The 19,147-nt window shown below is 68.3% G+C and carries 16 protein-coding genes; 10 read left to right on the top strand and 6 right to left on the bottom strand.

What is annotated here, in order from left to right:
* Positions 1 to 11: 11 nt before the first annotated feature.
* The 3 genes from A6W98_RS13320 to A6W98_RS13310 form a co-directional block, all read right to left on the bottom strand.
* On the bottom strand, positions 12 to 1,412 hold the full coding sequence (locus A6W98_RS13320) for a TRAP transporter large permease (RefSeq protein WP_042462206.1): 1,401 nt from the start codon (positions 1,410 to 1,412) through the stop codon (positions 12 to 14).
* Positions 1,413 to 1,421: 9 nt separating this feature from the next.
* Positions 1,422 to 2,054 (bottom strand): TRAP transporter small permease subunit, encoded by a 633-nt coding sequence (locus tag A6W98_RS13315; protein WP_042462204.1) that lies wholly within the window; start codon positions 2,052 to 2,054, stop codon positions 1,422 to 1,424.
* Positions 2,055 to 2,158: 104 nt separating this feature from the next.
* Positions 2,159 to 3,163, bottom strand: coding sequence for a C4-dicarboxylate TRAP transporter substrate-binding protein (locus A6W98_RS13310; RefSeq protein WP_042462201.1), 1,005 nt, complete (start codon positions 3,161 to 3,163; stop codon positions 2,159 to 2,161).
* A 146-nt stretch (positions 3,164 to 3,309) separates the two neighbouring features.
* Here A6W98_RS13310 and A6W98_RS13305 point away from each other — a divergent pair, with 146 nt between their 5' ends.
* The 5 genes from A6W98_RS13305 to A6W98_RS20405 all read left to right on the top strand — a co-directional run bounded on the left by A6W98_RS13305 (position 3,310) and on the right by A6W98_RS20405 (position 8,458).
* On the top strand, positions 3,310 to 4,287 hold the full coding sequence (locus A6W98_RS13305) for a TDT family transporter (RefSeq protein ID WP_155734807.1): 978 nt from the start codon (positions 3,310 to 3,312) through the stop codon (positions 4,285 to 4,287).
* Positions 4,288 to 4,330: 43 nt separating this feature from the next.
* Positions 4,331 to 4,984, top strand: coding sequence for a Crp/Fnr family transcriptional regulator (locus tag A6W98_RS13300; protein WP_042462199.1), 654 nt, complete (start codon positions 4,331 to 4,333; stop codon positions 4,982 to 4,984).
* Positions 4,985 to 5,060: 76 nt separating this feature from the next.
* Complete coding sequence (cowN, locus tag A6W98_RS13295; RefSeq protein WP_042465104.1) at positions 5,061 to 5,339, top strand: N(2)-fixation sustaining protein CowN; 279 nt, start codon at positions 5,061 to 5,063, stop codon at positions 5,337 to 5,339.
* A 233-nt stretch (positions 5,340 to 5,572) separates the two neighbouring features.
* Positions 5,573 to 7,021: an IMP dehydrogenase gene (gene guaB, locus A6W98_RS13290; RefSeq protein ID WP_042462197.1), complete on the top strand. Its 1,449-nt coding sequence runs from the start codon at positions 5,573 to 5,575 to the stop codon at positions 7,019 to 7,021.
* A gap of 702 nt (positions 7,022 to 7,723) precedes the next feature.
* Positions 7,724 to 8,458, top strand: a complete 735-nt coding sequence (locus A6W98_RS20405) for a sugar transferase (RefSeq protein ID WP_081251930.1) — start codon at positions 7,724 to 7,726, stop codon at positions 8,456 to 8,458.
* Here A6W98_RS20405 and A6W98_RS13285 read toward each other — a convergent pair.
* The gene (locus A6W98_RS13285) at positions 8,346 to 9,752 is read right to left on the bottom strand and encodes a helix-turn-helix domain-containing protein (RefSeq protein WP_042462193.1); all 1,407 of its coding nucleotides are present in this window, start codon (positions 9,750 to 9,752) and stop codon (positions 8,346 to 8,348) included. The genes A6W98_RS20405 and A6W98_RS13285 overlap by 113 nt on opposite strands.
* Before the next feature lie 176 nt (positions 9,753 to 9,928).
* Here A6W98_RS13285 and A6W98_RS13280 point away from each other — a divergent pair, with 176 nt between their 5' ends.
* The 5 genes from A6W98_RS13280 to A6W98_RS13260 all read left to right on the top strand — a co-directional run bounded on the left by A6W98_RS13280 (position 9,929) and on the right by A6W98_RS13260 (position 15,671).
* Positions 9,929 to 10,906, top strand: a complete 978-nt coding sequence (locus A6W98_RS13280) for a tripartite tricarboxylate transporter substrate binding protein (protein WP_042462191.1) — start codon at positions 9,929 to 9,931, stop codon at positions 10,904 to 10,906.
* 85 nt (positions 10,907 to 10,991) lie between these two features.
* A complete protein-coding gene (locus A6W98_RS13275) occupies positions 10,992 to 11,483 on the top strand; it encodes a tripartite tricarboxylate transporter TctB family protein (RefSeq protein ID WP_042462189.1) in 492 nt (163 codons plus the stop codon).
* A gap of 12 nt (positions 11,484 to 11,495) precedes the next feature.
* On the top strand, positions 11,496 to 13,019 hold the full coding sequence (locus A6W98_RS13270) for a tripartite tricarboxylate transporter permease (protein WP_042462187.1): 1,524 nt from the start codon (positions 11,496 to 11,498) through the stop codon (positions 13,017 to 13,019).
* A 20-nt stretch (positions 13,020 to 13,039) separates the two neighbouring features.
* On the top strand, positions 13,040 to 14,575 hold the full coding sequence (locus tag A6W98_RS13265) for an acyl--CoA ligase (protein WP_042462185.1): 1,536 nt from the start codon (positions 13,040 to 13,042) through the stop codon (positions 14,573 to 14,575).
* Between the two features lie 109 nt (positions 14,576 to 14,684).
* The gene (locus tag A6W98_RS13260; protein ID WP_042462184.1) at positions 14,685 to 15,671 is read left to right on the top strand and encodes a 2-dehydropantoate 2-reductase; all 987 of its coding nucleotides are present in this window, start codon (positions 14,685 to 14,687) and stop codon (positions 15,669 to 15,671) included.
* A 23-nt stretch (positions 15,672 to 15,694) separates the two neighbouring features.
* Here A6W98_RS13260 and A6W98_RS13255 read toward each other — a convergent pair whose 3' ends face one another.
* Complete coding sequence (locus A6W98_RS13255) at positions 15,695 to 17,911, bottom strand: hybrid sensor histidine kinase/response regulator (RefSeq protein WP_042462182.1); 2,217 nt, start codon at positions 17,909 to 17,911, stop codon at positions 15,695 to 15,697.
* Positions 17,896 to 19,104 carry an FIST N-terminal domain-containing protein gene (locus A6W98_RS13250; protein ID WP_052678046.1) on the bottom strand — a complete coding sequence of 403 codons (1,209 nt, stop codon included), beginning with the start codon at positions 19,102 to 19,104 and terminating at the stop codon, positions 17,896 to 17,898. The genes A6W98_RS13255 and A6W98_RS13250 overlap by 16 nt, the downstream gene beginning before the upstream one ends.
* Between the last annotated feature and the right edge of the window lie 43 nt (positions 19,105 to 19,147).

Below are 19,147 nucleotides of genomic sequence, written 5' to 3'. Positions count from 1 at the left end.
GGCCCGGGCGATCAGGCGAGGCCCGGCAGCCACAGCACGATGCCCGGCACCGCGATCAGCACCGCGATGGTGATGGCATCGGCCAGGAAGAAGGGTGCGACGCCGCGAAAGACGTCCTGAACCGTCAGATCGTCGCGGACCCCGGCCACCACGAAGCAGTTCAGCCCGATCGGCGGCGTGATCAGGCAAAGCTCGGCCATCTTGACGACGAGGATGCCGAACCAGATCGCGCACATCGGCCCCGACATGCCGAAGGCGCTGTCCGCGGCCGATACATATTCGCCCCCGTTCAGCGCCATCACCGCCGGAAACACGACCGGCAGCGTCAAGAGCAGCATCCCGATCGCATCCATGAACATGCCCAGCACCGCATAGGCCAGCAGGATCATCACCAGCGTCAGCAGCGGCGGGTGGGACAGCCCGGCGATCCAGTCGGCAAAGGCGCCCGGCAGATCAGCGAAGCCCAGAAAGCGGACATAGATCAGCACCCCCCAGATGATGGTGAAGATCATCGCCGAGAGCTTGGCGGTCTCTAGCAGCGCGTCCTTGAATTGCGGCCAGCGCATCCCGTGCGCCAGTGCCATCAGGAAGACCACGAAGGCGCCGATGGCTCCGCCCTCGGTTGGCGTGCCCCAGGCATCTCCGCCGAACGGGTTGTAGACGAAGAAGACGATGGTCCAGACCACGAAGAGGATCGGCAGCGCCTTGGGCAGGGCGCGCAGCCGCTCGCCCCAGCTGAAGCCCCGGACGGCCGGGCCGAAGCGGGGCAGGGCCAGCGCCATCGCGACGATCAGAAGCGCATAGATGCAGGCCGAGACCATGCCCGGCACGAAGCCCGCCAGCAGCAGCTTGCCCACATCCTGCTCGACGATGATGGCATAGATGACAAGGATGGCCGAGGGCGGGATCAGGCTGGCCAGCGTGCCGCCCGCCGCGACGACGCCCGCGGCAAAGCGCTTTTCATAGCCGATCTTCAGCATCTCGGGGATGGCGATCCGGGCGAAGACGGCCGAGGTCGCGACCGAGGCGCCCGACACCGCGGCAAAGCCCGCCGTGGCAAAGACGGTCGAGACCGCAAGCCCGCCCGGCAGCCAGCCGAACCATTTCTTCGCCGCATCGAACAGCGCCCGGGTGAGCCCCGCATAATAGGCCAGATAGCCGATCAGGATGAAGGTCGGGATCAGGCTCAGCGCCTGGCTTGCCACCTTCGAATGCGGCACCTGGCCTGCGGTCTTGACCGCGACCGTCAGCGCCCAGCCGAAGGCCTCCGGATCATAGCCCTTCTTCGACCAGAAGATCCAGACCAGCCCGACCAGCCCCGCCAGCGCGGCGGCAAAGCCCACCCGCATGCCCAGCAGGACCGTGACGAAAAGAAACCCTGTGACCGCGAGGCCGATCTGGATCGGATCCATGGCAGCCTCCTAGTCGTCCGCGCCCGAGACATGGGTCGCCTCGGACGCCGCCTGATCGGCCACCGACACCACCAGCGGCACCGCCACCGGGGCGCTCAGCCCCAGCAGGAAGGCCCGGCCATAGCCCCAGAGCTGAAGCGCAAGCCGCAGGCACAGGACCGAGAAGGCGACCGGCGCCAGCAGCTTGGCGGGCCAGAGCGGCAGGTTGATGTCGATCGAGCTGTCCCGGCTGAAGAGCGGCGCGCCCCAGTCGAAGCTGCGCTGGAAATGCGCGAAACTGCCCCAGACCAGCAGCGCCATGACAACCAGCATCGCCAGCGTCGTCACCGTCTCGGCCGCCCACAGGGCCCGGCCCGACAGCCGCGAGACAAGGATATCCATCCGGATATGGCCGCCATCCCTCTGGGTATAGGCGATACCCAGAAAGGCGATCAGCGGCATGCCCTGCTGGATCCAGTCGACAGAGCCGGGCAGCGGCTGGTTGAAGAAATGTCGCCCGCCGACCGAAATCACCGCCAGCAGCATCAAGACGAAGACGGTGAGCCCGGCGACCAGCGCAAGCTGGCGTTCAAGCCGGTAAAGCCCGCGATCGAGCCGCGAGAGCGGGCTGTCATCCTCCAGCACCGGGGCATGGATGGCCATGGGCGGTATCCTCGCAGGTTCTCAGGGCGGGCTGTGGCTTGGGCCGGGCCGGGGGCGCCCGTCCCGAACCTGTTTCCGGATCAGTTTCGGGGCCGGGCGGGGGACTACTGTCCGATCTGCCCGGTCACGCTGTCGTAAAGCTCCTGCGCGGGCAGGCCGCGTGCGCTCATCTCCTCGATCCAGGCCGTGGCCACCGGGCCTGCCGCCGCCTCGCGGAACTCGGCCATCGCCTCGGGCGCGAAGGTGATCCGCTCGATCCCGCGCTCGTCAAGCGCCGGGCCCCAGCGCGACATCGTCTCGCTGTTGTAATAATCGATGTAATGCGCCAGCGCCTCGTCGACCGAGCCCAGAAGGGCCGCGCGATGGTCCTCGGACAGCGCTGCCAGCGCGTCGCTGTTGACCACGACCGGGCAGTTGACCGTGCCGGGGTTGAGGTTCGTCGTCCACCAGCTGCCGGTGTCGATGGTGCCGAAGGACATATGCGCATGCGGCGCGAAGGAGACCGCCTTGACCACGCCGGAATCAAGCGCCTGGCGCACCTCGGTCGCACCCATCGAGGTCGGCACCGCGCCGACGATCTCCATCGCCTCGCCGATACCGCCGGTTGCGCGCACGGTCATGCCCTTGAAATCGGCAAGGCTCCGGGGCGGCGCGCCGACGCCCACGAAATTGTATTGCGGCATCGGTGTCGGCATCAGCAGGGTCGCGTTCCAGCGCGCCAGATCGGCCTCGACCGCCGGATGCCGGTACAGCGCCATCGACAGGTCGCGTTCCTGTTCCAGGCTGTCGACGCCGAGGAAGGGCAGCTCCAGCACGGTCAGCGTCGGGTTCTTGTCGCGGTGATAGCCGGCGCAGATCTGCGCCATCTCGAAGGCGCCGATCTCGATGCCGTCGAGGTTTTCGGTGCTTTTCGACAGCCCGCCATAAGACAGCGACAGCGTGAATTCACCGCCGGTCTTCTCGCTGACCAGCTCGGCCAGCTTCTCGACATTCTCGGTGAATGCGCGCCGCTTGCCCCAGAGCGAGACATTCCAGGTCTCGGCCAGCGCCTCGCCCGCCAGACAGCAGCCGAAAGCGCCCAGCGTCATGGCGCCGATCGCAGCTTTCATCGGTGGATCCTCCCTGATCTCCCTGTCCGATCGAGAGTAACCGGCCGCGCGCATCGGTAAAGCAAAAACTGGCGCCCGGGCGATGCGCTTGCCCGGAGCGGCCCGCCATGGCACATCGGAGCCGCACAACAAGGAGAGACGGTCCGATGTTCGCCCCGCGCCCGCGTTTCGGCAGCCAGACCCCGCCCGCCATCTTCCCCCCGGTCCTGGGCGCCTTGGGGCTCGGGCTTGCCTGGCGGCGGGCGGCAGACCCCTTCGGGATGCCCTCGGCCGCGGGCGATCTGATCCTTGGTGCAATCACCATGCTTTTTATTTTTATCATAGTGGCTTACGGGCTGAAGCTCTGGCGTCGCCCGAAGGTCGTGGCCGAGGATCTGCGGGTCCTGCCGGGCCGGGCCGGGCTCTCGGCGGCGGTGCTGTCGGTATATCTGCTGTCGGCGGCGCTGGTACCGCTGATCCCGGCGCTGGCCGAGATCCTGCTCTGGGCGGGGCTTTTGCTGCAGGCCGGGCTGGTGGGGCTGCTGCTATGGCTTTTCGCCACCGGCCCGGCCGAACAACGCCGGGTCACGCCGGTCTGGCACCTGCATTTCGTGGGCTTCATCCTCGCCTGTCTTTCCGCCGTGCCGCTTGGCCATACGGGGCTGGCCACCGTCCTGCTTTACGCAACGACCGGCGTCGCGCTGGCGATCTGGGCGGCGAGCCTCGTACAGATGCTGCGCCAGAGGCTGCCCGCGCCGCTGCGCCCGCTGCTGGCGATCCATCTGGCCCCGGCCTGCCTGATCGGCAGCGTGGCCGCATCGCTGGGCCTGATGCCGCTTGCGCTGGCTGCGGCGGCGGTCGCGGTGGCGCTGCTGGCGGCTCTGCTGGTATCGGCGCGCTGGCTGCTGGCGGCGGGGGTCTCGCCGCTCTGGGGCGCGCTGAGCTTTCCGATGGCGGCCTTCGCAAGCCTGATGCTGGCGCTGGCCGCGGCGCTCGAGGGTCAGGCCCCGGGCGAGGCCTTCCGCATCGCGGGCGGCATCGCGCTGGTCGCGGCGACGCTGGCAATTCCGCCGATCCTCGTTTTCGTGATGCAGCTTTGGGCAAAAGGCCGGCTCGCGGCGCAGACCAATGCCGCGTGCGCCTGAGCGGCTCTGGCCTTGGGCCGCCGAGGCGCGCTAGGATCTGACCATGCAGGATGTCGCCACATGTCCCCATTCCGCCTGGATCGGCGAGCTGCCCGGCGGGCTCCGCCGCCGGTTCGAGCCGGGCGCGGCCATCGCGCGGCCCGGCGACGTGGACGGATACGGCGATGGAAAGGGCCCCGACCGGCTTTTCGTTCTGGACGAGGGGCTTGCCCGGATCTGCCTGAACGGCGCGGCGCGCGCGCTGACCATCGGCTACCTGCGCCCGGGCGGCGCCTATGTCACCCATACCCGGGCCTGGGTCGAGGCGGTCAGCCCCTGCACCGTGATCTCCTGGCCGGTCGGCGAGATGCTGGCGCTGCTGACCCGCCAGCCCGCGCTTGGCCTCGCCGCCTTTCGCGAGGTGGGCCAGCTTCTGCACGGCGCGCTGAACCTGATCGAGGATCTCGCCTTCCGGCCGGTCGAGTCGCGCTTCGCGCGGTTCCTGCTGAACGAACGCGCCCTGCAAAATAGCGATCTGATCCGGCAGATCGACAGCACCGAATCCCTCGCCGCGGCGCTCGGCACCTCGCGGCAGACGCTCTCGACCCTGATCAACCGGCTGATCCGCGAGGGCGTGCTGGCCCGCCCGGACCGCCGCCATCTGAGGCTTCTCGACATCGCCCGGCTCGAGGCCATGGTCGACCTGTCGGCCGGCTGACAGAACCGCTCGCCGCCATCGCCTATCAGCACCCGGTCCCCGGGCGACCTCCGGGCCGGAAGAGGAGCGCATGGCCATGACCGACCAGACCCCCGACCGTTACGTGAGCTTCTGCGGGATCGAGTGCGACCGCAAGGCCGACCGCCTGATGGCGATGCTGGCGGCGCATATGGCCGAAAGCCAGTCCCGCTGGGTCGGCTATTTCGAGCAGAAGCTCGCCGAGAAGGCCCGCATGGGCAATGACAACCTGCATTTCGTGGGCAGCCAGGTGAACAGCCTCTCGGCCTTCTTCGAGGAACTGGGCGACAGCGCCGCCGAAGATCTGCTCTACGATCTCGAACAGACCTGCTGCTGACCCGGACGCCCACCCTAAAGCCCGGTCTTCTTCTTGGCCGAAATACCCCCGCCGGAGGCGCCTTGCGGTCCCCGGAACGGGGCCGCAAGGCCCGGCCCAAGGCCGGACCAGCGGCGCCACCGGCGCCGTGCAGGCCGGGGGCGCGAGAGCTTTCCGGCCGATTGGCCCTTTTCTTTTCTTCCCTTGCGTGAAATAGGGAAGCGCCAAACGAAAACTCCCCCAGGAGAACTCCCATGGAGATTCGCGAGGCCCTCACCTTCGATGACGTCCTTCTCGTTCCCGCCGCAAGCTCGGTTCTGCCCAGCACGGCCGATACCTCGACCCTTGTCAGTCGCAAGATCAGGCTGAACATCCCGCTTCTGTCTTCGGCCATGGATACCGTCACCGAGGGCCGCATGGCGATCGCCATGGCCCAGGCCGGCGGCATCGGGGTAATCCACCGCAACCTGACGGTCGAGGAACAGGCGCGCGAGGTCAGCCGCGTCAAGCGCTTCGAATCCGGCGTGGTCTACAACCCGATCACGCTGCGTCCCGACCAGACCCTGGGCGATGCCAAGGCGATGATCGAGCGCTACAACTTCACCGGCTTCCCGGTGGTCGACGAACGCGGCCATGTGGTGGGCATCCTCACCAACCGCGACATGCGCTTCGCCTCCAGCGACGCGATGCCGGTCAGCGCGATGATGACCGGCAGCGAGCTTGCCGTGCTGCGCGAGCCGGTGGATCGGAGCGAGGCGCTCAACCTGATGAAGGCGCGCCGGATCGAGAAGCTTCTGATCACCGACGACAAAGGCAAGCTGACCGGGCTGCTGACGCTGAAGGATACCGAGAAATCGGTCCTGAACCCGCAGGCGGTCAAGGACGAGCTCGGTCGGCTCCGCGTTGCCGCCGCGACCACGGTCGGCGATGCCGGGTTCGAACGCTCGCTGGCGCTGGTCGATGCCGGTGTCGACATGATCGTGATCGATACCGCGCATGGCCATTCCGAGGGCGTCGCGAAGGCGGTCGAGCGGCTCCGGAAGGCCTCGAACGACGTCCAGATCATGGCCGGCAACGTCGCCACCGCCGCGGCCACCCGGGCCCTGATCGATGCCGGCGCCGATGCGGTCAAGGTGGGCATCGGCCCGGGCTCGATCTGCACCACGCGGATGGTGGCGGGGGTGGGCGTGCCCCAGCTGACCGCGATCATGGATTGCGCCACCGCGGCGGGCGATGTGCCGGTGATCGCCGATGGCGGCATCAAGTATTCGGGCGATTTCGCCAAGGCGATCGCGGCGGGCGCCTCCTGTGCCATGGTCGGCTCGATGATCGCGGGCACCGACGAGTCGCCGGGCGAGGTGGTGCTGTATCAGGGCCGCTCGTTCAAGGAATATCGCGGCATGGGTTCGCTCGGCGCGATGGCGCGGGGCTCGGCCGACCGCTATTTCCAGAAGGACGCGGCTTCCGACAAGTTGGTGCCCGAGGGGATCGAGGGTCAGGTGCCCTACAAGGGGCCGGCCGGCACCGTGGTGCATCAGCTGGTGGGCGGTCTTCGAGCCGCGATGGGCTATACCGGCTGCGCCACCGTCGAGGAGATGCGCCGGAACTGCAACTTCGTCCGGATCACCGGCGCGGGGCTGAAGGAAAGCCATGTCCATGACGTGACGATCACGCGCGAAAGCCCGAATTACCGCGTGATGTGAGGCGGCGCAGGGCCCATGAGCAGGGCGCGGGATCGGGGCTTCGGCCCGTTTCCGCGCCCGCTGACAGGTGCTGAAGCCCATGGCCAGAGCCATCCGCCGGTCCTGCCTGAGCCTCACCGCCGACAGTGGTGCTCGCCTGAAGATGGTTTCGCGGGTGTGCTAGACTGCAAGGGCGGGCTCGATCCGACCGCCTAAGGCTGCATTGCCATAATCTCTCTGGCTGGCGACCTGACCGACATCGGTGCCAGGGGCTGCATCGCTGTGAAGGGGCGCGTGGTGATGAAACCGAGCATGGCTTGTGCCACCTGCCTGACCCGCATCCATAACAGCCAGATGCAATCCCAAGGCCCGCGTCTATGGTCTAGGCACCATCGTCTGCGCGATTCTGTTCTTCGGGCTGCGGGTCCGGCGTCGCGAGGTCAGCCGGGAGCGCGAGACCCGGGATGAGAGCCGGATGACCGTCTTTCCCGATCAGGAGCTTCCACGTACCGATACCCGGCATGGCGTTCTGTTTCGGTTTTATGCCGAGAAGGGCAAACTGGTCGCGGGCACCCAATCTCATTCAATACCTTAGATATTATTCGTAAGTTTATGTAAATGAATGAATATAATTCATAGAAACTGGGGCTTCATTAACCCCTGACTTACCTGTTTCCCCTGATCCTCGGTTCGGGCGCAACCCGCGTCCCGAGGAGGATCGGAATGAGTATCGCAGCGTTGCAGGCGCCTGCCGCCAAGGCGGGGGCGATACCGACGGACCGGCTGGGCGGCTATCAGGGCAAGCGGGCGCTCGACCTGCTGGCCGCGGCGCTGCTTCTGGCGCTGACGGCACCGCTGATGCTGCCGATCTGGCTGCTTCTGTGGGCGGAAACCGGGCAGGGCTTCGCCCGCCGCCTGCGGATCGGGCGTGGCGGCAGACACATCCGCTGTCTCGTCTTTCACGTTGAGCGTCGCGGCGCGATGCTGGCGGGGCCGGTCGCCCTTTGGGTGCGGCGCGCCGGGCTGTCCGGGCTGCCGCTGCTCTGGTCGGTGCTTCGGGGCGAGATGAGCCTTGTCGGCCCGCGCCCGGCCACGCGCGCGGATCTGGCGCGTTACGGTCTGGCGCAAAGCGGCTATCTGGCGATGCGGCCGGGGTTGACCGGGCTTGCCGATGCCCGGGACGGCGGGCGTTTCTGCGACCGGGTCCATGACGATCTGCGCTACGGCCGGATCGCCAGCCCCAGGGTCGATCTGGGGCTGATCGCGGCGGCCCTGATGCGCCGATGGCGGTCGGGCAGGCCTCAGCCGGACCTCGCACTCCTGTCCGGGAGGGTGCCGCTGATAGTCAGCTCTCATAGCGGGTCTTGCCGCGCCGGTCGGCATCCATCGGCAGGTCCATGTGCAGCGGCTGGTGGGCGCGCTGCGAACAGGCCTGGCGCGGACAGAGCTGGCAACTGACCCCGATCTTCGCGACCGGCCCCTCGGCGTCCAGATTGACCGCCTGGGCATAGCCGATCCGATGCGCCTCGCCGCGTTCGCAGCCCAGCGCCACCGCCAGCCGGTTGTCCTGCAGATGCGGGCTGAAGACCGGGCGCTTGACGGTGCGGCTGAGGGTGAAGAACTGGCTGCCATCGGGCATCTCGACCAGCTGCGGCAGGATCACCCCGGGCGTCGCGAAGGCGTTATGCACGTTCCAGACCGGGCAGGACCCGCCCTTTTCGGCCAGCGCGAAGGGGGTGGCATTGACCCGCTTGGTGACGTTGCCGGCCTTGTCGACCCGGATCAGGAAGAAGCCCACGCCGCGCGCGCCGTCGCGCTGCAGCGCGGTCAGTCGGTGGCTGACCTGCTCGAAGGAGGTGCCGAAGGCCGCCCCCAGCCGGTCGACATCATAGCCGGTCGCTTCGGCCAGGGCGAGGAAGGGGGCATAGGGCATCAACAGGGCTGCCGCGAAGTAGTTGGCCAGCTCGACCCGGCAGCGGGCGGCGGCCAGATCGCCGTCGATACCGCCTTCGCCGATCATAGAGTCGAGCAGATAGGGAATGTCGGCCAGCGCCAGGACATGGGCCAGCTGGAACGCCCGGTTGGCATGGTCGAGCGCCTGCGACAGCCGGACCTCGCCCGCCTGCCGGTCGAACACCCTCAGCGCGTCGGGCATGTCATCTGCGGGGGCGAGCCGGACCTCGATGCCGAGCTTCTGCCGCAGGTAGCGCTTGAGCTGGGCATATATGTCATCGGCATCGCCCGCGAACTGGCCGCGCACATTCTCTGCCGCGGTTTCCAGCGCGTCGAAATAGTTGCGGTTGTCGCGGAAGAAATCATGCACCGCGGTTTCGGGCGAGGTGACCAGCAGCGCGGGCTCGGTGCCACTGCCGCCGATCCGGGAGATCCGGTCGACGGCGGTGCGGTGGCTGCGATAGAGCTGCAGGAACAGATCGACGAGCCGGGGGGCGTGATCGACCGCGCCGCGCAGCTCCTGCAGGTCGGGACGGTCGCGGCCGAAGGCCGGGTCGGCGACCGCCGCGCGCAGATCGGCCAGCCGTCCGGCATTGCGGTCGCTCAGCAGCTCGCGGATCTCGATGCCATAGGCCTCGGCCAGCGCCATCAGCACCTTGACCGACAATGATCTCTGATTGTTTTCCAGAAGGTTGACATAGGCCGGGCTGATATTCAGCTGCCGCGCCATTTCGGCCTGGGTCTGACCATGATCGCGCCGCAACTGACGCAGTTTCGATCCGATTAACGCTTTCCGCATGATTTACAACATTACACAACTGGCGCTTGTGAACTCCGACCTTAACAGATCAACGCGGTTTCGTGTGAAAAATCAGGCGCCATGCCTATTCTCGACACGGCGTCGCGACGGGATCTGCGGGCAGGGAGGGAACACGCCCGCAGGTTCTGTGCCGCGCTCAGTTCGGGAGGATCAACATGACACAGCACCTCACACGTCGGGCAAGCCTCGCCCTGATGAGCGCCGCGGCCCTGACCGCCGCAGCCCCCGCCCTTGCCGATGACTGGAAGCCGATCAAGCCGGTCGAGATGGTGATCATGGCCGGGCAGGGCGGCGGCGCCGACCAGCTGGCGCGGCTGTTCCAGGCGATCATCCAGAAACAGGGCCTGTCGCGGATGCCGATCCTGCCGGTCAACAAGGGCGGCGGCTCGGGGGCCGAGGCGCTGCGCTATCTCAAGGACCGCGAGGGCGATGCCCATACCATCATGGCGACGCTGAACAGCTATTACACGACGCCTCTGCGCACCGATATCGGCGTCGATATCGCCGAGTTCACGCCGATCGCGCGAATGGCGCTGGACAGTTTCGTGCTGTGGGTCTCGGCCGACAGCGACATTCACAGCCTCGACGATTATGTCGCCGCGGTGAAGGAGGCCGGCGGCGGCTGGAAGATGGGCGGCACCGGCACCGGGCAGGAGGACAGCCTGGTCACCGCGATGCTGGAAAAGGAATTCGGCATCGACGTCACCTATGTGCCCTACAAGGGCGGCGGCGACGTCGCGACCGCGCTGATCGGCGGGCATGTCTCCTCGACCGTCAACAACCCCTCGGAACAGATGGGCTTTTACCGCGCCGGCAAGTCGCGCCCCATTGCCGCGCTGACCGCCGAGCGGCTGACCCGCTTCCCCGATCTGCCGACCTTCACCGAGCTTGGCCATCCGCTGGTCTATACCATGCAGCGTTCCTTCGTCGGGCCGAAGGACATGCCCGCGGGCGCGGTCGATTACTATACCGAGATGTTCCGCCAGCTCAGCGAGACCCAGCAATGGCGGACCTATACCGAGGAACAGGCACTGCTGGCCGATTTCCTGACCGGCGAGGCGCTGCAGGACTATTTCCTCAAGGAACGCGACAAGCATGCCGAGATCCTGCGCGGCATGGCCTCGTCGAGCTGAGCCTGACCCGGCCCGAGCTGGCGGGCGCCCGCATCATAGCGCGCCCGCAGGTCTGGCATCCCCGGCAGAAGGAGGACCGACGCCCATGCTTGCCGCCGACCGTCTCATCGCCCTGGCCCTGATGGGCTTTTCCGTCATCGTCATGTGGTATGCCCAGCGGTTGCCGGTCGGCTGGGAGGCCGAGACCGGACCGGGGGCGGGCGCGTTTCCGTTCTGGCTGGGCCTCGGGATGCTGCTGGCCTCGGGGGCGATCCTGGCGCGCAGCTTCGTGACGCGGCCGCATTCGGGCGAGACCTTCATCCCCGATGCCGATGCGATCCCGCAGGTTCTGGGCGTGGTCGGGCTGCTGCTGGGGGCGATCGCGCTGATCCCGCTGCTGGGCGCCTATATCGCGCTGATGCTGTTCCTGCTGGCCTATCTCAGGCTCATGGGCGGGCATGGCTGGCTGCTGACCGGCATCCTGACGCTGACGACGCCGGTCTTCCTGTTCTTCTTCTTCGAGGTGACGCTGAAGATCCTGCTGCCCAAGGGCGTTACCGAGCCGCTGTTCTATCCGCTTTACGCGATGTTCTTCTGAGGAGGCCCGGAGATGGACGTTCTTGCGCTTCTGGCCGACGGTTTTGCCGCCTCGATCTCGCCCCTGAACCTGATGATCGTGCTGATCGGGGTGACGGTCGGCATCTTCATCGGCGCGATGCCGGGGCTCGGGTCGGTGAACGGGGTGGCGATCGTGCTGCCCTTGACCTTCATCGTGCCGCCGGGATCGGCCATCATCCTTCTGGCCGCGATCTATTACGGGGCGATGTATGGCGGCGCGATCAGCTCGATCCTGCTGGGCATTCCCGGCGCCTCGACCGCCGTGGCCACCACCTTCGACGGCCGCCCGATGGCCCAGAAGGGCGAGGCGGGGCTGGCGCTGATCGTGGCGGCCGTCGCCTCCTTCATCGGTGGCACGATCTCGGTCCTGCTGTTCACCGTCTTCGCGGTGCCGCTGGCCGACATGGCGCTGGCATTCGGCCCGGCCGAGGAATTCGCGCTGGTCCTGCTGGCCTTCACCACCTTCGTGGGGCTGGGCGGCGACGACATCCTCAAAACCATCGTCATGATCTGCTTGGGGCTCGTACTCTCGACCGTCGGGCTCGACATCATCTCGGGCGAGCCGCGGCTGATCTTCGGCGATCTGCCGGGCTTCTATTCGGGGATCTCGTTTCTGGTGCTGGCGATCGGGGTCTATGGCGTGGGCGAGGTGCTTTACACCATCGAGACCTCGCGCAACGCGCCCATGGTCACGCCCGCGCGGCTGACCTTTTCCGAACTGCGCGCGGGGCTGTCGAAGATGCGCGGCATGTGGCGCACCATGAGCCTTGGCTCGGTCATGGGCTTCTTCGTCGGCATCCTGCCGGCCGCGGGCGCGACGCCGGCCGCGCTGATGAGCTATGGCGTGGCGAAGTCGATCTCGAAACGTCCCGAAAGCTTCGGGCGGGGCAACCCCGAAGGCGTGGCCGCGCCCGAGACCGCCAACAATGCCGCCTCGACCGGCTCGCTCCTGCCGATGCTGACGCTGGGCATTCCGGGCTCGCCGACCACGGCGCTTCTGCTGGGGGGCATGGTGATGTGGGGGCTGACGCCCGGGCCGATGCTGTTCGTCGAGCAGAAGGAGTTCGTCTGGGGGCTGATCAGCTCGCTTTACACCGCGAATGTGGCGGCGGTGCTGGTCAATATCGCGCTGATCCCGGTCTTCGTCTGGGCGTTGAGGATGCCTTTGACGGTGCTCTGCGCCATGGTGCTGGTGCTCTGCATCGTCGGCGGCTACGCGCCCGGCCAGCGGCTGCACGATGTCTGGATGATCGCGGGCTTCGGGGTCGCGGGCTACCTGTTGCGCAAGGCCGATTATCCGCTGGCGCCGCTGGTGCTGGCGCTGGTGCTGGGCCCCTTGATGGAAAAGAGCTTCCGTCAGACCATGATCGCCGAACATGGTGATGTGACCGTCTTCGTCGAGCGGCCGATCGCGGCGGTCTTCGTGGCGATCTCGGCGCTGCTTTTCGCGCTGCCGCTGATCCGGGCCCTGCGCCGGGGCCGCAATGGCAGCGCCCGTCCGGCTCCGGCCGAGTGATGTAACGAGACAGAAAGGACATGACCTTGCAGACCATCTCGGATCTTCTTCAGGGACAGGACGGCAACCGTCCCGCCATCGGGGCGCCGGGGCGCGACTGGCTCGATTTCGCCGGGCTTCGCGACCAGGCGCGGCGGGTGGCGGAGGCGCTGCATGGCGCCGGTATCGGCCGGGGCGACCGGGTGGCCATCGTGCTGCCGAACGGGCCCGAGATGGCCGCGGCCTTCGTCACCCTGGCGCAGGCGGCGGTGACGGCACCGCTGAACCCGGCCTATCGCGAGGAGGAATTCGCCTTCTATCTCGAGGATCTGAAGGCCCGGGCCATCGTCCTGCCCGAGGGCTATGACGGTCCGGCGGCGGCCGCGGCCGAGCGGCTCGGGCTGATCGTGCTGCGGCTTTCGGTCGATCCGTCCGAACCCGCCGGGCGGTTCTCGCTGAGCGCCGGAGGGGCGGGCGGCGATTGCGACGCGGGCGCGCCGGGTCCCGGGGATGTGGCGCTGATCCTGCATACCTCGGGCACCACCTCGCGGCCGAAGATCGTTCCGCTCAGCCAGGCGAATGTGGCGGCCTCGGCGGTTCATATCCGCGACTCGCTGGCGCTGAGGCCCGAGGATCGCTGTCTGAACGTGATGCCGCTGTTTCACATTCACGGGCTTCTGGCGGCGGTGACGGCGTCCTTGTCGGCGGGGGCCTCGATCTGGTGCGCGCCGGGCTTCGATGCGCTGAAATTCTTCGGCTGGATGTCCGAGGCGCGGCCCAGCTGGTACACCGCCGTGCCGACCATGCATCAGGCGATTCTGTCGCGCGCGGCGCGAAACCGCGATGTGATCCAGGCGGTGCCGCTGCGCTTCCTGCGGTCGTCCTCGGCCTCGCTGCCGGCGCAGGTGATGACCGAACTGGTCGAGACCTTCGACGCGCCGCTGATCGAGGCCTATGGCATGACCGAGGCCGCGCATCAGATGTGCTGCAACCCGCTGCCGCGCGGGTCCCAGAAGCCCGGATCGGTGGGCGTGGCGGCGGGCCCCGAGGTGCGCATCGCCCATGAGGCCGAGAGCCGGCTGATCGAGGGCACCGGCGAGGTGGTGATCTCGGGGCCGAACGTGACGCCGGGCTATGAGGGCAATCCCGAGGCCAATGCCAGGAGCTTCTTCGAGGCCGAGGGCCGGCGCTGGTTCCGCACCGGCGATCAGGGGGCGTTCGATGCCGAGGGCTATCTGCATCTGACCGGCCGTCTCAAGGAGATCATCAACCGGGGCGGCGAGAAGGTGAGCCCGCTCGAGGTCGATGGGGTGCTGATGGACCATCCGGCGATTGCCCAATGCGTGAGCTTCGCGCTGCCGCATCCGAAGCTGGGCGAGGAGGTCGCGGCGGCCGTGGTGCTGAAGGAAGGCGCCGAGGCCGACGAGCGCGAGATCCGCGAGTTCGCGGCCGCGCGCATGGCCGATTTCAAGGTGCCGCGCAAGGTGGTGATCCTCGACGAGATCCCGAAAGGGGCGACCGGCAAGCTGCAGCGGATCGGCCTGGCCGAGAAACTGGGCCTGTCGGAACCCGCCTGAGCCGGTTTCCGGGCTTTGCCCGGACGCTGCGCGGCGGGTATTTTTCCCAAGAAGAAGATGGAAGCGGCGGGCCTCGCGGGCCCGCTGGCGGGATCAGGGACATGTGTGCATGAAGATCTGTGTGTTCGGGGCGGGCGCCATCGGCGGCTATATGGGGGCGAAGCTGGCGCAGGCGGGCGCCGAGGTGAGCCTTGTCGCGCGCGGTCCGCATCTGGCGGCGATGCGGGCGCGGGGACTTCGGCTGATCGAGGAGGAGAGCGGCACCGACGAGACGGTGCCGGTGCGGGTCGCGGAGGATGCGGCCGAGCTGGGCGAGCAGGACTATGTGATCGTCACGCTGAAGGCGCATTCGGTGCCGCCGGTGGTGGGCAAGATGCAGCCGCTGATCGGCGCGGGCACCACCGTCGTTTCGGGGGTGAACGGCGTGCCCTGGTGGTATTTCCACAAGATCGGCGGCCCGCTTGAGGGCACGCGGCTGGCCTCGGTCGATCCGGGCGATGCGCAATGGACCGGCTTCGGGCCCGACCGGGTGCTGGGTTGTGTGGTTTATCCGGCCGCCGAGGTGATCGAGCCCGGCATCGTCCGGCATATCGAGGGCAACCGCTTTTCGCTAGGCGAGCCGGATGGGTCCAGATCCGAGCGCGCGCTGCGGCTGTCGCGGGCGCTGGCCTCGGCCGGGCTGAAGGCGCCGGTGCGCCCGAAGCTCCGCGACGAGATCTGGGTCAAGCTCTGGGGCAACCTCTCGTTCAACCCGATCTCGGCGCTGACCCATGCCACGCTTGACGTGCTGTGCACCGATCCGGGCACGCGGAGCGTGGCGCGGGCGATGATGCTGGAGGCGCAGGCGATTGCCGAGAAACTGGGGGTGAAATTCCCGATCGATGTCGAGCGCCGGATCGAGGGCGGCGCCGCGGTCGGGGCGCACCGGACCTCGATGCTGCAGGATCTCGATCTCGGGCGGCCGATGGAAATCGACGCGCTGGTGGGCTCGGTGCAGGAGCTTGGCCGGATCACCAGTACGCCGACGCCCGCCATCGACACTGTGCTGGCGCTGGTTGCGCTGCGGGCGCGGGTCGCGGGGCTTTACGGCGGGTGATCCGGGGCGCTCGGGCCCGTGTTTCAGGCCCGTTCGCGCTGTGCGATCTCGGCGAAGAAGGCGCGAAGCGCCGCGGGCGAGAGCGGCTTGGTCAGAAGCTCGGCGCCGCGCGCCCGGCAGGCGGCGGCAAGATCCGGGCTGCGCTCGGCGCTGACGATGCAGGCCGGGATCGGGCCGTAGCGGGTCTCGATCAGGCTCAGCGCCCCGAGCCCATGGCCCGGCCCGGTTTGGGCGCCATGGCGGTGTTCGATCAGCGCGGCATCGGGCTTGAGGTCGATCTCGGCCAGAAGCGTCAGCGCCTCGTCGATATCGGCGACGTCGATGACATCGACCCCCCATTTCCCCACCAGCATCGGCAAGGCCCGGCGGATCTCGGGATCGGCCTCGATCAGCAGCGCGACGAGTCCCGGCGAGGGCTCGGCGGCTGGGGCCTTCGGGGCGGGCTTCGGGGCGGCGGTTTCGGCCAGCGGCACGGTCACGAAAAAGCCGCTGCCATGCCCGGGGCGAGACCAGAGCCCGAGCGGATGGCCGAGCCGGGCGCAGGCCCGCTCGACGATGGCAAGTCCGAGCCCCATCCCCTCGCTGGCCGAGGCGCGGGCGTTCAGGCGATGTAACTCGCGGAAGATCGCCTCCTGATCCTCCTCGGCGATGCCGGGCCCGGTATCCCAGACCTCGAGCCGGAGCGACTGGCCCTGACGCCGCGCCCCGACCAGAACCCGGCCGCACCCGGTATAGCGGATCGCGTTCGAGACCAGGTTCTGCAGGATCCGCCGGATATAGCCCGGATCGGTCCGCAGCGTCAGATCGCGCGGCAGCACCCGCAACTCGAGCCCCTTCAGCGCGGCATGGGGTGCGAAATCGGTCTGAAGACGGGTGTACAGCTCGCGGAGCGGGACCGGCCCCGGCGCGACCGCCGCCTGGCCGCTGTCGAGGGTCGAGATGTCGAGCAGCGCCTCGAGGATCTGCTCGACGCTTTCCAGCGCGGTCTCGGCCCGGCCCAGCACCTCGCGATGGGCGGGCAGGGTCGCGTCCTCGGCGATGGAGGAGACATAGAGCCGCGCGGCCGAGAGCGGTTGCAGCAGATCGTGGCTGGCGGCTGCGACGAAGCGCGATTTCGAGGCATTGGCGCGCTCGGCGACGGAGAGCGCATCCTCGAGAGCGAGCGTGCGGGCAAGGACGCGCTGTTCGAGATGGGCCTTGGCCTCGGCCAGCGCGCCCGCGGCGCGGCGCTCGGCGGTGATGTCCGAAACCGAGATCACGAAGCCGCGGTCGGGCATCTCCTCGGCCAGAACGTCCAGCATCAGGGTCTCGCCCCGGCCGAGCCCGAAGCGCAGCGGCGGGCGGCGGTCGATGTGATGCACCCAGTCGAGCAGCTCGGTCGGGGCGATGTCGAAGCGCAGCGCCCGGTCGGCGGCAAGCTGGCCGAAGAGCCGGTCGAAATCGGCGCCAAGCCGGAACTGCGCCACCGGGATCGAGAGCATCGCGCCGACCTTGCGGTTCCAGCCCACCAGCCGGTGCGCGCTGTCGAAGATGCAGACCCCCTGGTTGATATGGTCGAGCGTCGCGCGCACCAGCCGGGCCTGATCGTCCAGCATCCGGCTGCGCTCGCGCCGTTCGCTGCGCATGATGTCGGTGATGTCGGTCTGCAGGATCACCGTCTTGCCGTCTTCGGTGCGATGGTCGCTGACCTGCACCCAGCGATGGCCGAGCAGGCTGATATTGATCACGGTATGGGGGTTGTCGCGATGCCGGGCGCGGCGGCGGCTGGCCCAGATCTCGGGCGTCTCGCCCTCGGGCAGGGTCAGGTAGCGCGAGCGCGAGACCGCCTCGACATAGTCGTGAAAGCGGAGCCCGGGGCAGAGCCGGTCGCGCACATCCGGCATCTGCATCACGAAGCGGCTGTTGAACAGCACCAGATGGTCGGACTGGTCGAACAGCGCGAAGCCCTCCTGCAGCGTCTCGATGGCATTGGCAAGATCGGCGCGGGCGGTTTCGGTGGCGCGGTTGGCCTCGGCCAGCCGGGCATTCGACTCGTTGAGAAGATCGAGCGCATGTTCCAGATCGCGGGTGCGGGCGCGGACCTGATCCTCGAGCAGCACCGCGCGCTGGAACTGCGCATAGGCCGCGCCGCCATCGTCGGTGGCCTGCTCGACCCTGCGCATCAGCACCTCGGCGATCTGGCGCAGCTTCTCGGCCTGGCGCTCGGGCGGGTCGGTCGGGTCGATCAGGCTGTCGGACATGGCGGGGCCTGCTCGGGATCGGGGCCGGAGGCCGGTGGCGGGTAGATCGCGAGGCCGGTCAGGGTCTGGTTGACATGCAGCCCGCTGATCTGTTCGCCATAGGTGGAAAAGCCGCGCACCCGGTGGCGCGCCAGGATCGTGGACAGCGCCGGGCGCAGCTGGCGTTCCTCGGCCTCGATCCGGCGCAGCACGCAATCGCAGCCCAGGATCACGTCGGGCGGCTTGTGCCGGGCCAGCCCGGCCAGTTCCGCCTCGATCCGGTCGGCCATCGGCAGGGCCTCGGCCAGGGTCAGCACCAGCCCCTCGTCGATGGCCGAGAAGAAGACCAGATCGCCGTTCTCGGCGACGCGCTGGATCGCGCGGACATGGTGCCGTCCACCGATCCGTACCACGACCGGATGCGCAGCGAAGGTCAGCGGCGAAAGCTGGTTCGGGTCCTTGCCCAGCAGCCTTGCATATTCGCGCGCGGCGGGCTCGGCATTGATGCGCTCGACGATGCGGCGCTTCGGATCGGCCGCGGTCACCACCATCCGCACCCGGCCGGGCATCAGGTGGTCGTGGCTGAAGGCCCGGACCGGGCAGTCGGTCCGCACAAAGCTGAGCACCGCAGCCGAGCGGAAGGCGCGCCCGCCCGCGCCGACCAGGGTGCGGCCGAACCGGGTGCCGTCGCCCGCCGAGCCGCCGATCAGCGGCGCGGTGCCAAGCCCGGCCAGCATCGCCGAGGTCAGGGCGTCCTCGCAAAGCGACAGCCCGTCGACCATCAGGAAGGCGAAATCCTGCGGCCAGCCGGGCGCGGCCCGGGCCAGCGCCACCCGGCGGCGGATCATTTCGCCGATCAGCGTTTGCGGGTCGAGCGCGGCGAGGTTCTCGATCACCATCGTCTCGGCCCGGAAATGCGCCGCGGGCAGGGCGAGGGCAATGATTGCGCCTTCGGCATAGCCCTCGGGCCCGATCTCGCCCGCGGTGGTGCAGCCGGTCACCGAGACATCGGGATAGGCCTCCTGGGTCCCGGCCATCACCGCGGCGAAATCGGCATCGGGGCTGACGAAGAGGGTGATGAGGGCGAAGGGACCGGGACCGAGCCCGCGCCTCAGATGCCCGACGGCCCCGGGGTCGCGGCTGTCGGCAACGGCTTCGCGCACCAGCGGCGGCTGGCGCGAGAGCGTCCGCGCGGGCGTCGCGTTCCGGTCCATCCATCCCCTCCCAAAGACGGTCTTCGCCAGAAACGGCCGCCGT

Source organism: Rhodovulum sulfidophilum DSM 1374 (assembly GCF_001633165.1).
Classification (GTDB): domain Bacteria; phylum Pseudomonadota; class Alphaproteobacteria; order Rhodobacterales; family Rhodobacteraceae; genus Rhodovulum; species Rhodovulum sulfidophilum.
The sequence above is the reverse complement of the archived record's forward strand: the minus strand, read 5'-3'. Positions and strand labels throughout refer to the sequence as shown.

Bases quoted from the DNA above. Each gene is read 5' to 3' on its own strand.
- A6W98_RS13260 (WP_042462184.1), top strand. From the start codon at position 14,685: ATGAAGATCTGTGTGTTCGGGGCGGGCGCCATCGGCGGCTATATGGGG.
- A6W98_RS13320 (WP_042462206.1), bottom strand. From the start codon at position 1,412: ATGGATCCGATCCAGATCGGCCTCGCGGTCACAGGGTTTCTTTTCGTC.
- guaB (WP_042462197.1), top strand. From the start codon at position 5,573: ATGGAGATTCGCGAGGCCCTCACCTTCGATGACGTCCTTCTCGTTCCC.
- A6W98_RS13250 (WP_052678046.1), bottom strand. From the start codon at position 19,104: ATGGACCGGAACGCGACGCCCGCGCGGACGCTCTCGCGCCAGCCGCCG.
- A6W98_RS13270 (WP_042462187.1), top strand. From the start codon at position 11,496: ATGGACGTTCTTGCGCTTCTGGCCGACGGTTTTGCCGCCTCGATCTCG.
- A6W98_RS13255 (WP_042462182.1), bottom strand. From the start codon at position 17,911: ATGTCCGACAGCCTGATCGACCCGACCGACCCGCCCGAGCGCCAGGCC.
- A6W98_RS13305 (WP_155734807.1), top strand. From the start codon at position 3,310: ATGTTCGCCCCGCGCCCGCGTTTCGGCAGCCAGACCCCGCCCGCCATC.
- A6W98_RS13285 (WP_042462193.1), bottom strand. From the start codon at position 9,752: ATGCGGAAAGCGTTAATCGGATCGAAACTGCGTCAGTTGCGGCGCGAT.
- cowN (WP_042465104.1), top strand. From the start codon at position 5,061: ATGACCGACCAGACCCCCGACCGTTACGTGAGCTTCTGCGGGATCGAG.
- A6W98_RS13265 (WP_042462185.1), top strand. From the start codon at position 13,040: ATGACCTTGCAGACCATCTCGGATCTTCTTCAGGGACAGGACGGCAAC.
- A6W98_RS13310 (WP_042462201.1), bottom strand. From the start codon at position 3,163: ATGAAAGCTGCGATCGGCGCCATGACGCTGGGCGCTTTCGGCTGCTGT.
- A6W98_RS13300 (WP_042462199.1), top strand. From the start codon at position 4,331: ATGCAGGATGTCGCCACATGTCCCCATTCCGCCTGGATCGGCGAGCTG.
- A6W98_RS13275 (WP_042462189.1), top strand. From the start codon at position 10,992: ATGCTTGCCGCCGACCGTCTCATCGCCCTGGCCCTGATGGGCTTTTCC.
- A6W98_RS13280 (WP_042462191.1), top strand. From the start codon at position 9,929: ATGACACAGCACCTCACACGTCGGGCAAGCCTCGCCCTGATGAGCGCC.
- A6W98_RS13315 (WP_042462204.1), bottom strand. From the start codon at position 2,054: ATGGCCATCCATGCCCCGGTGCTGGAGGATGACAGCCCGCTCTCGCGG.
- A6W98_RS20405 (WP_081251930.1), top strand. From the start codon at position 7,724: ATGAGTATCGCAGCGTTGCAGGCGCCTGCCGCCAAGGCGGGGGCGATA.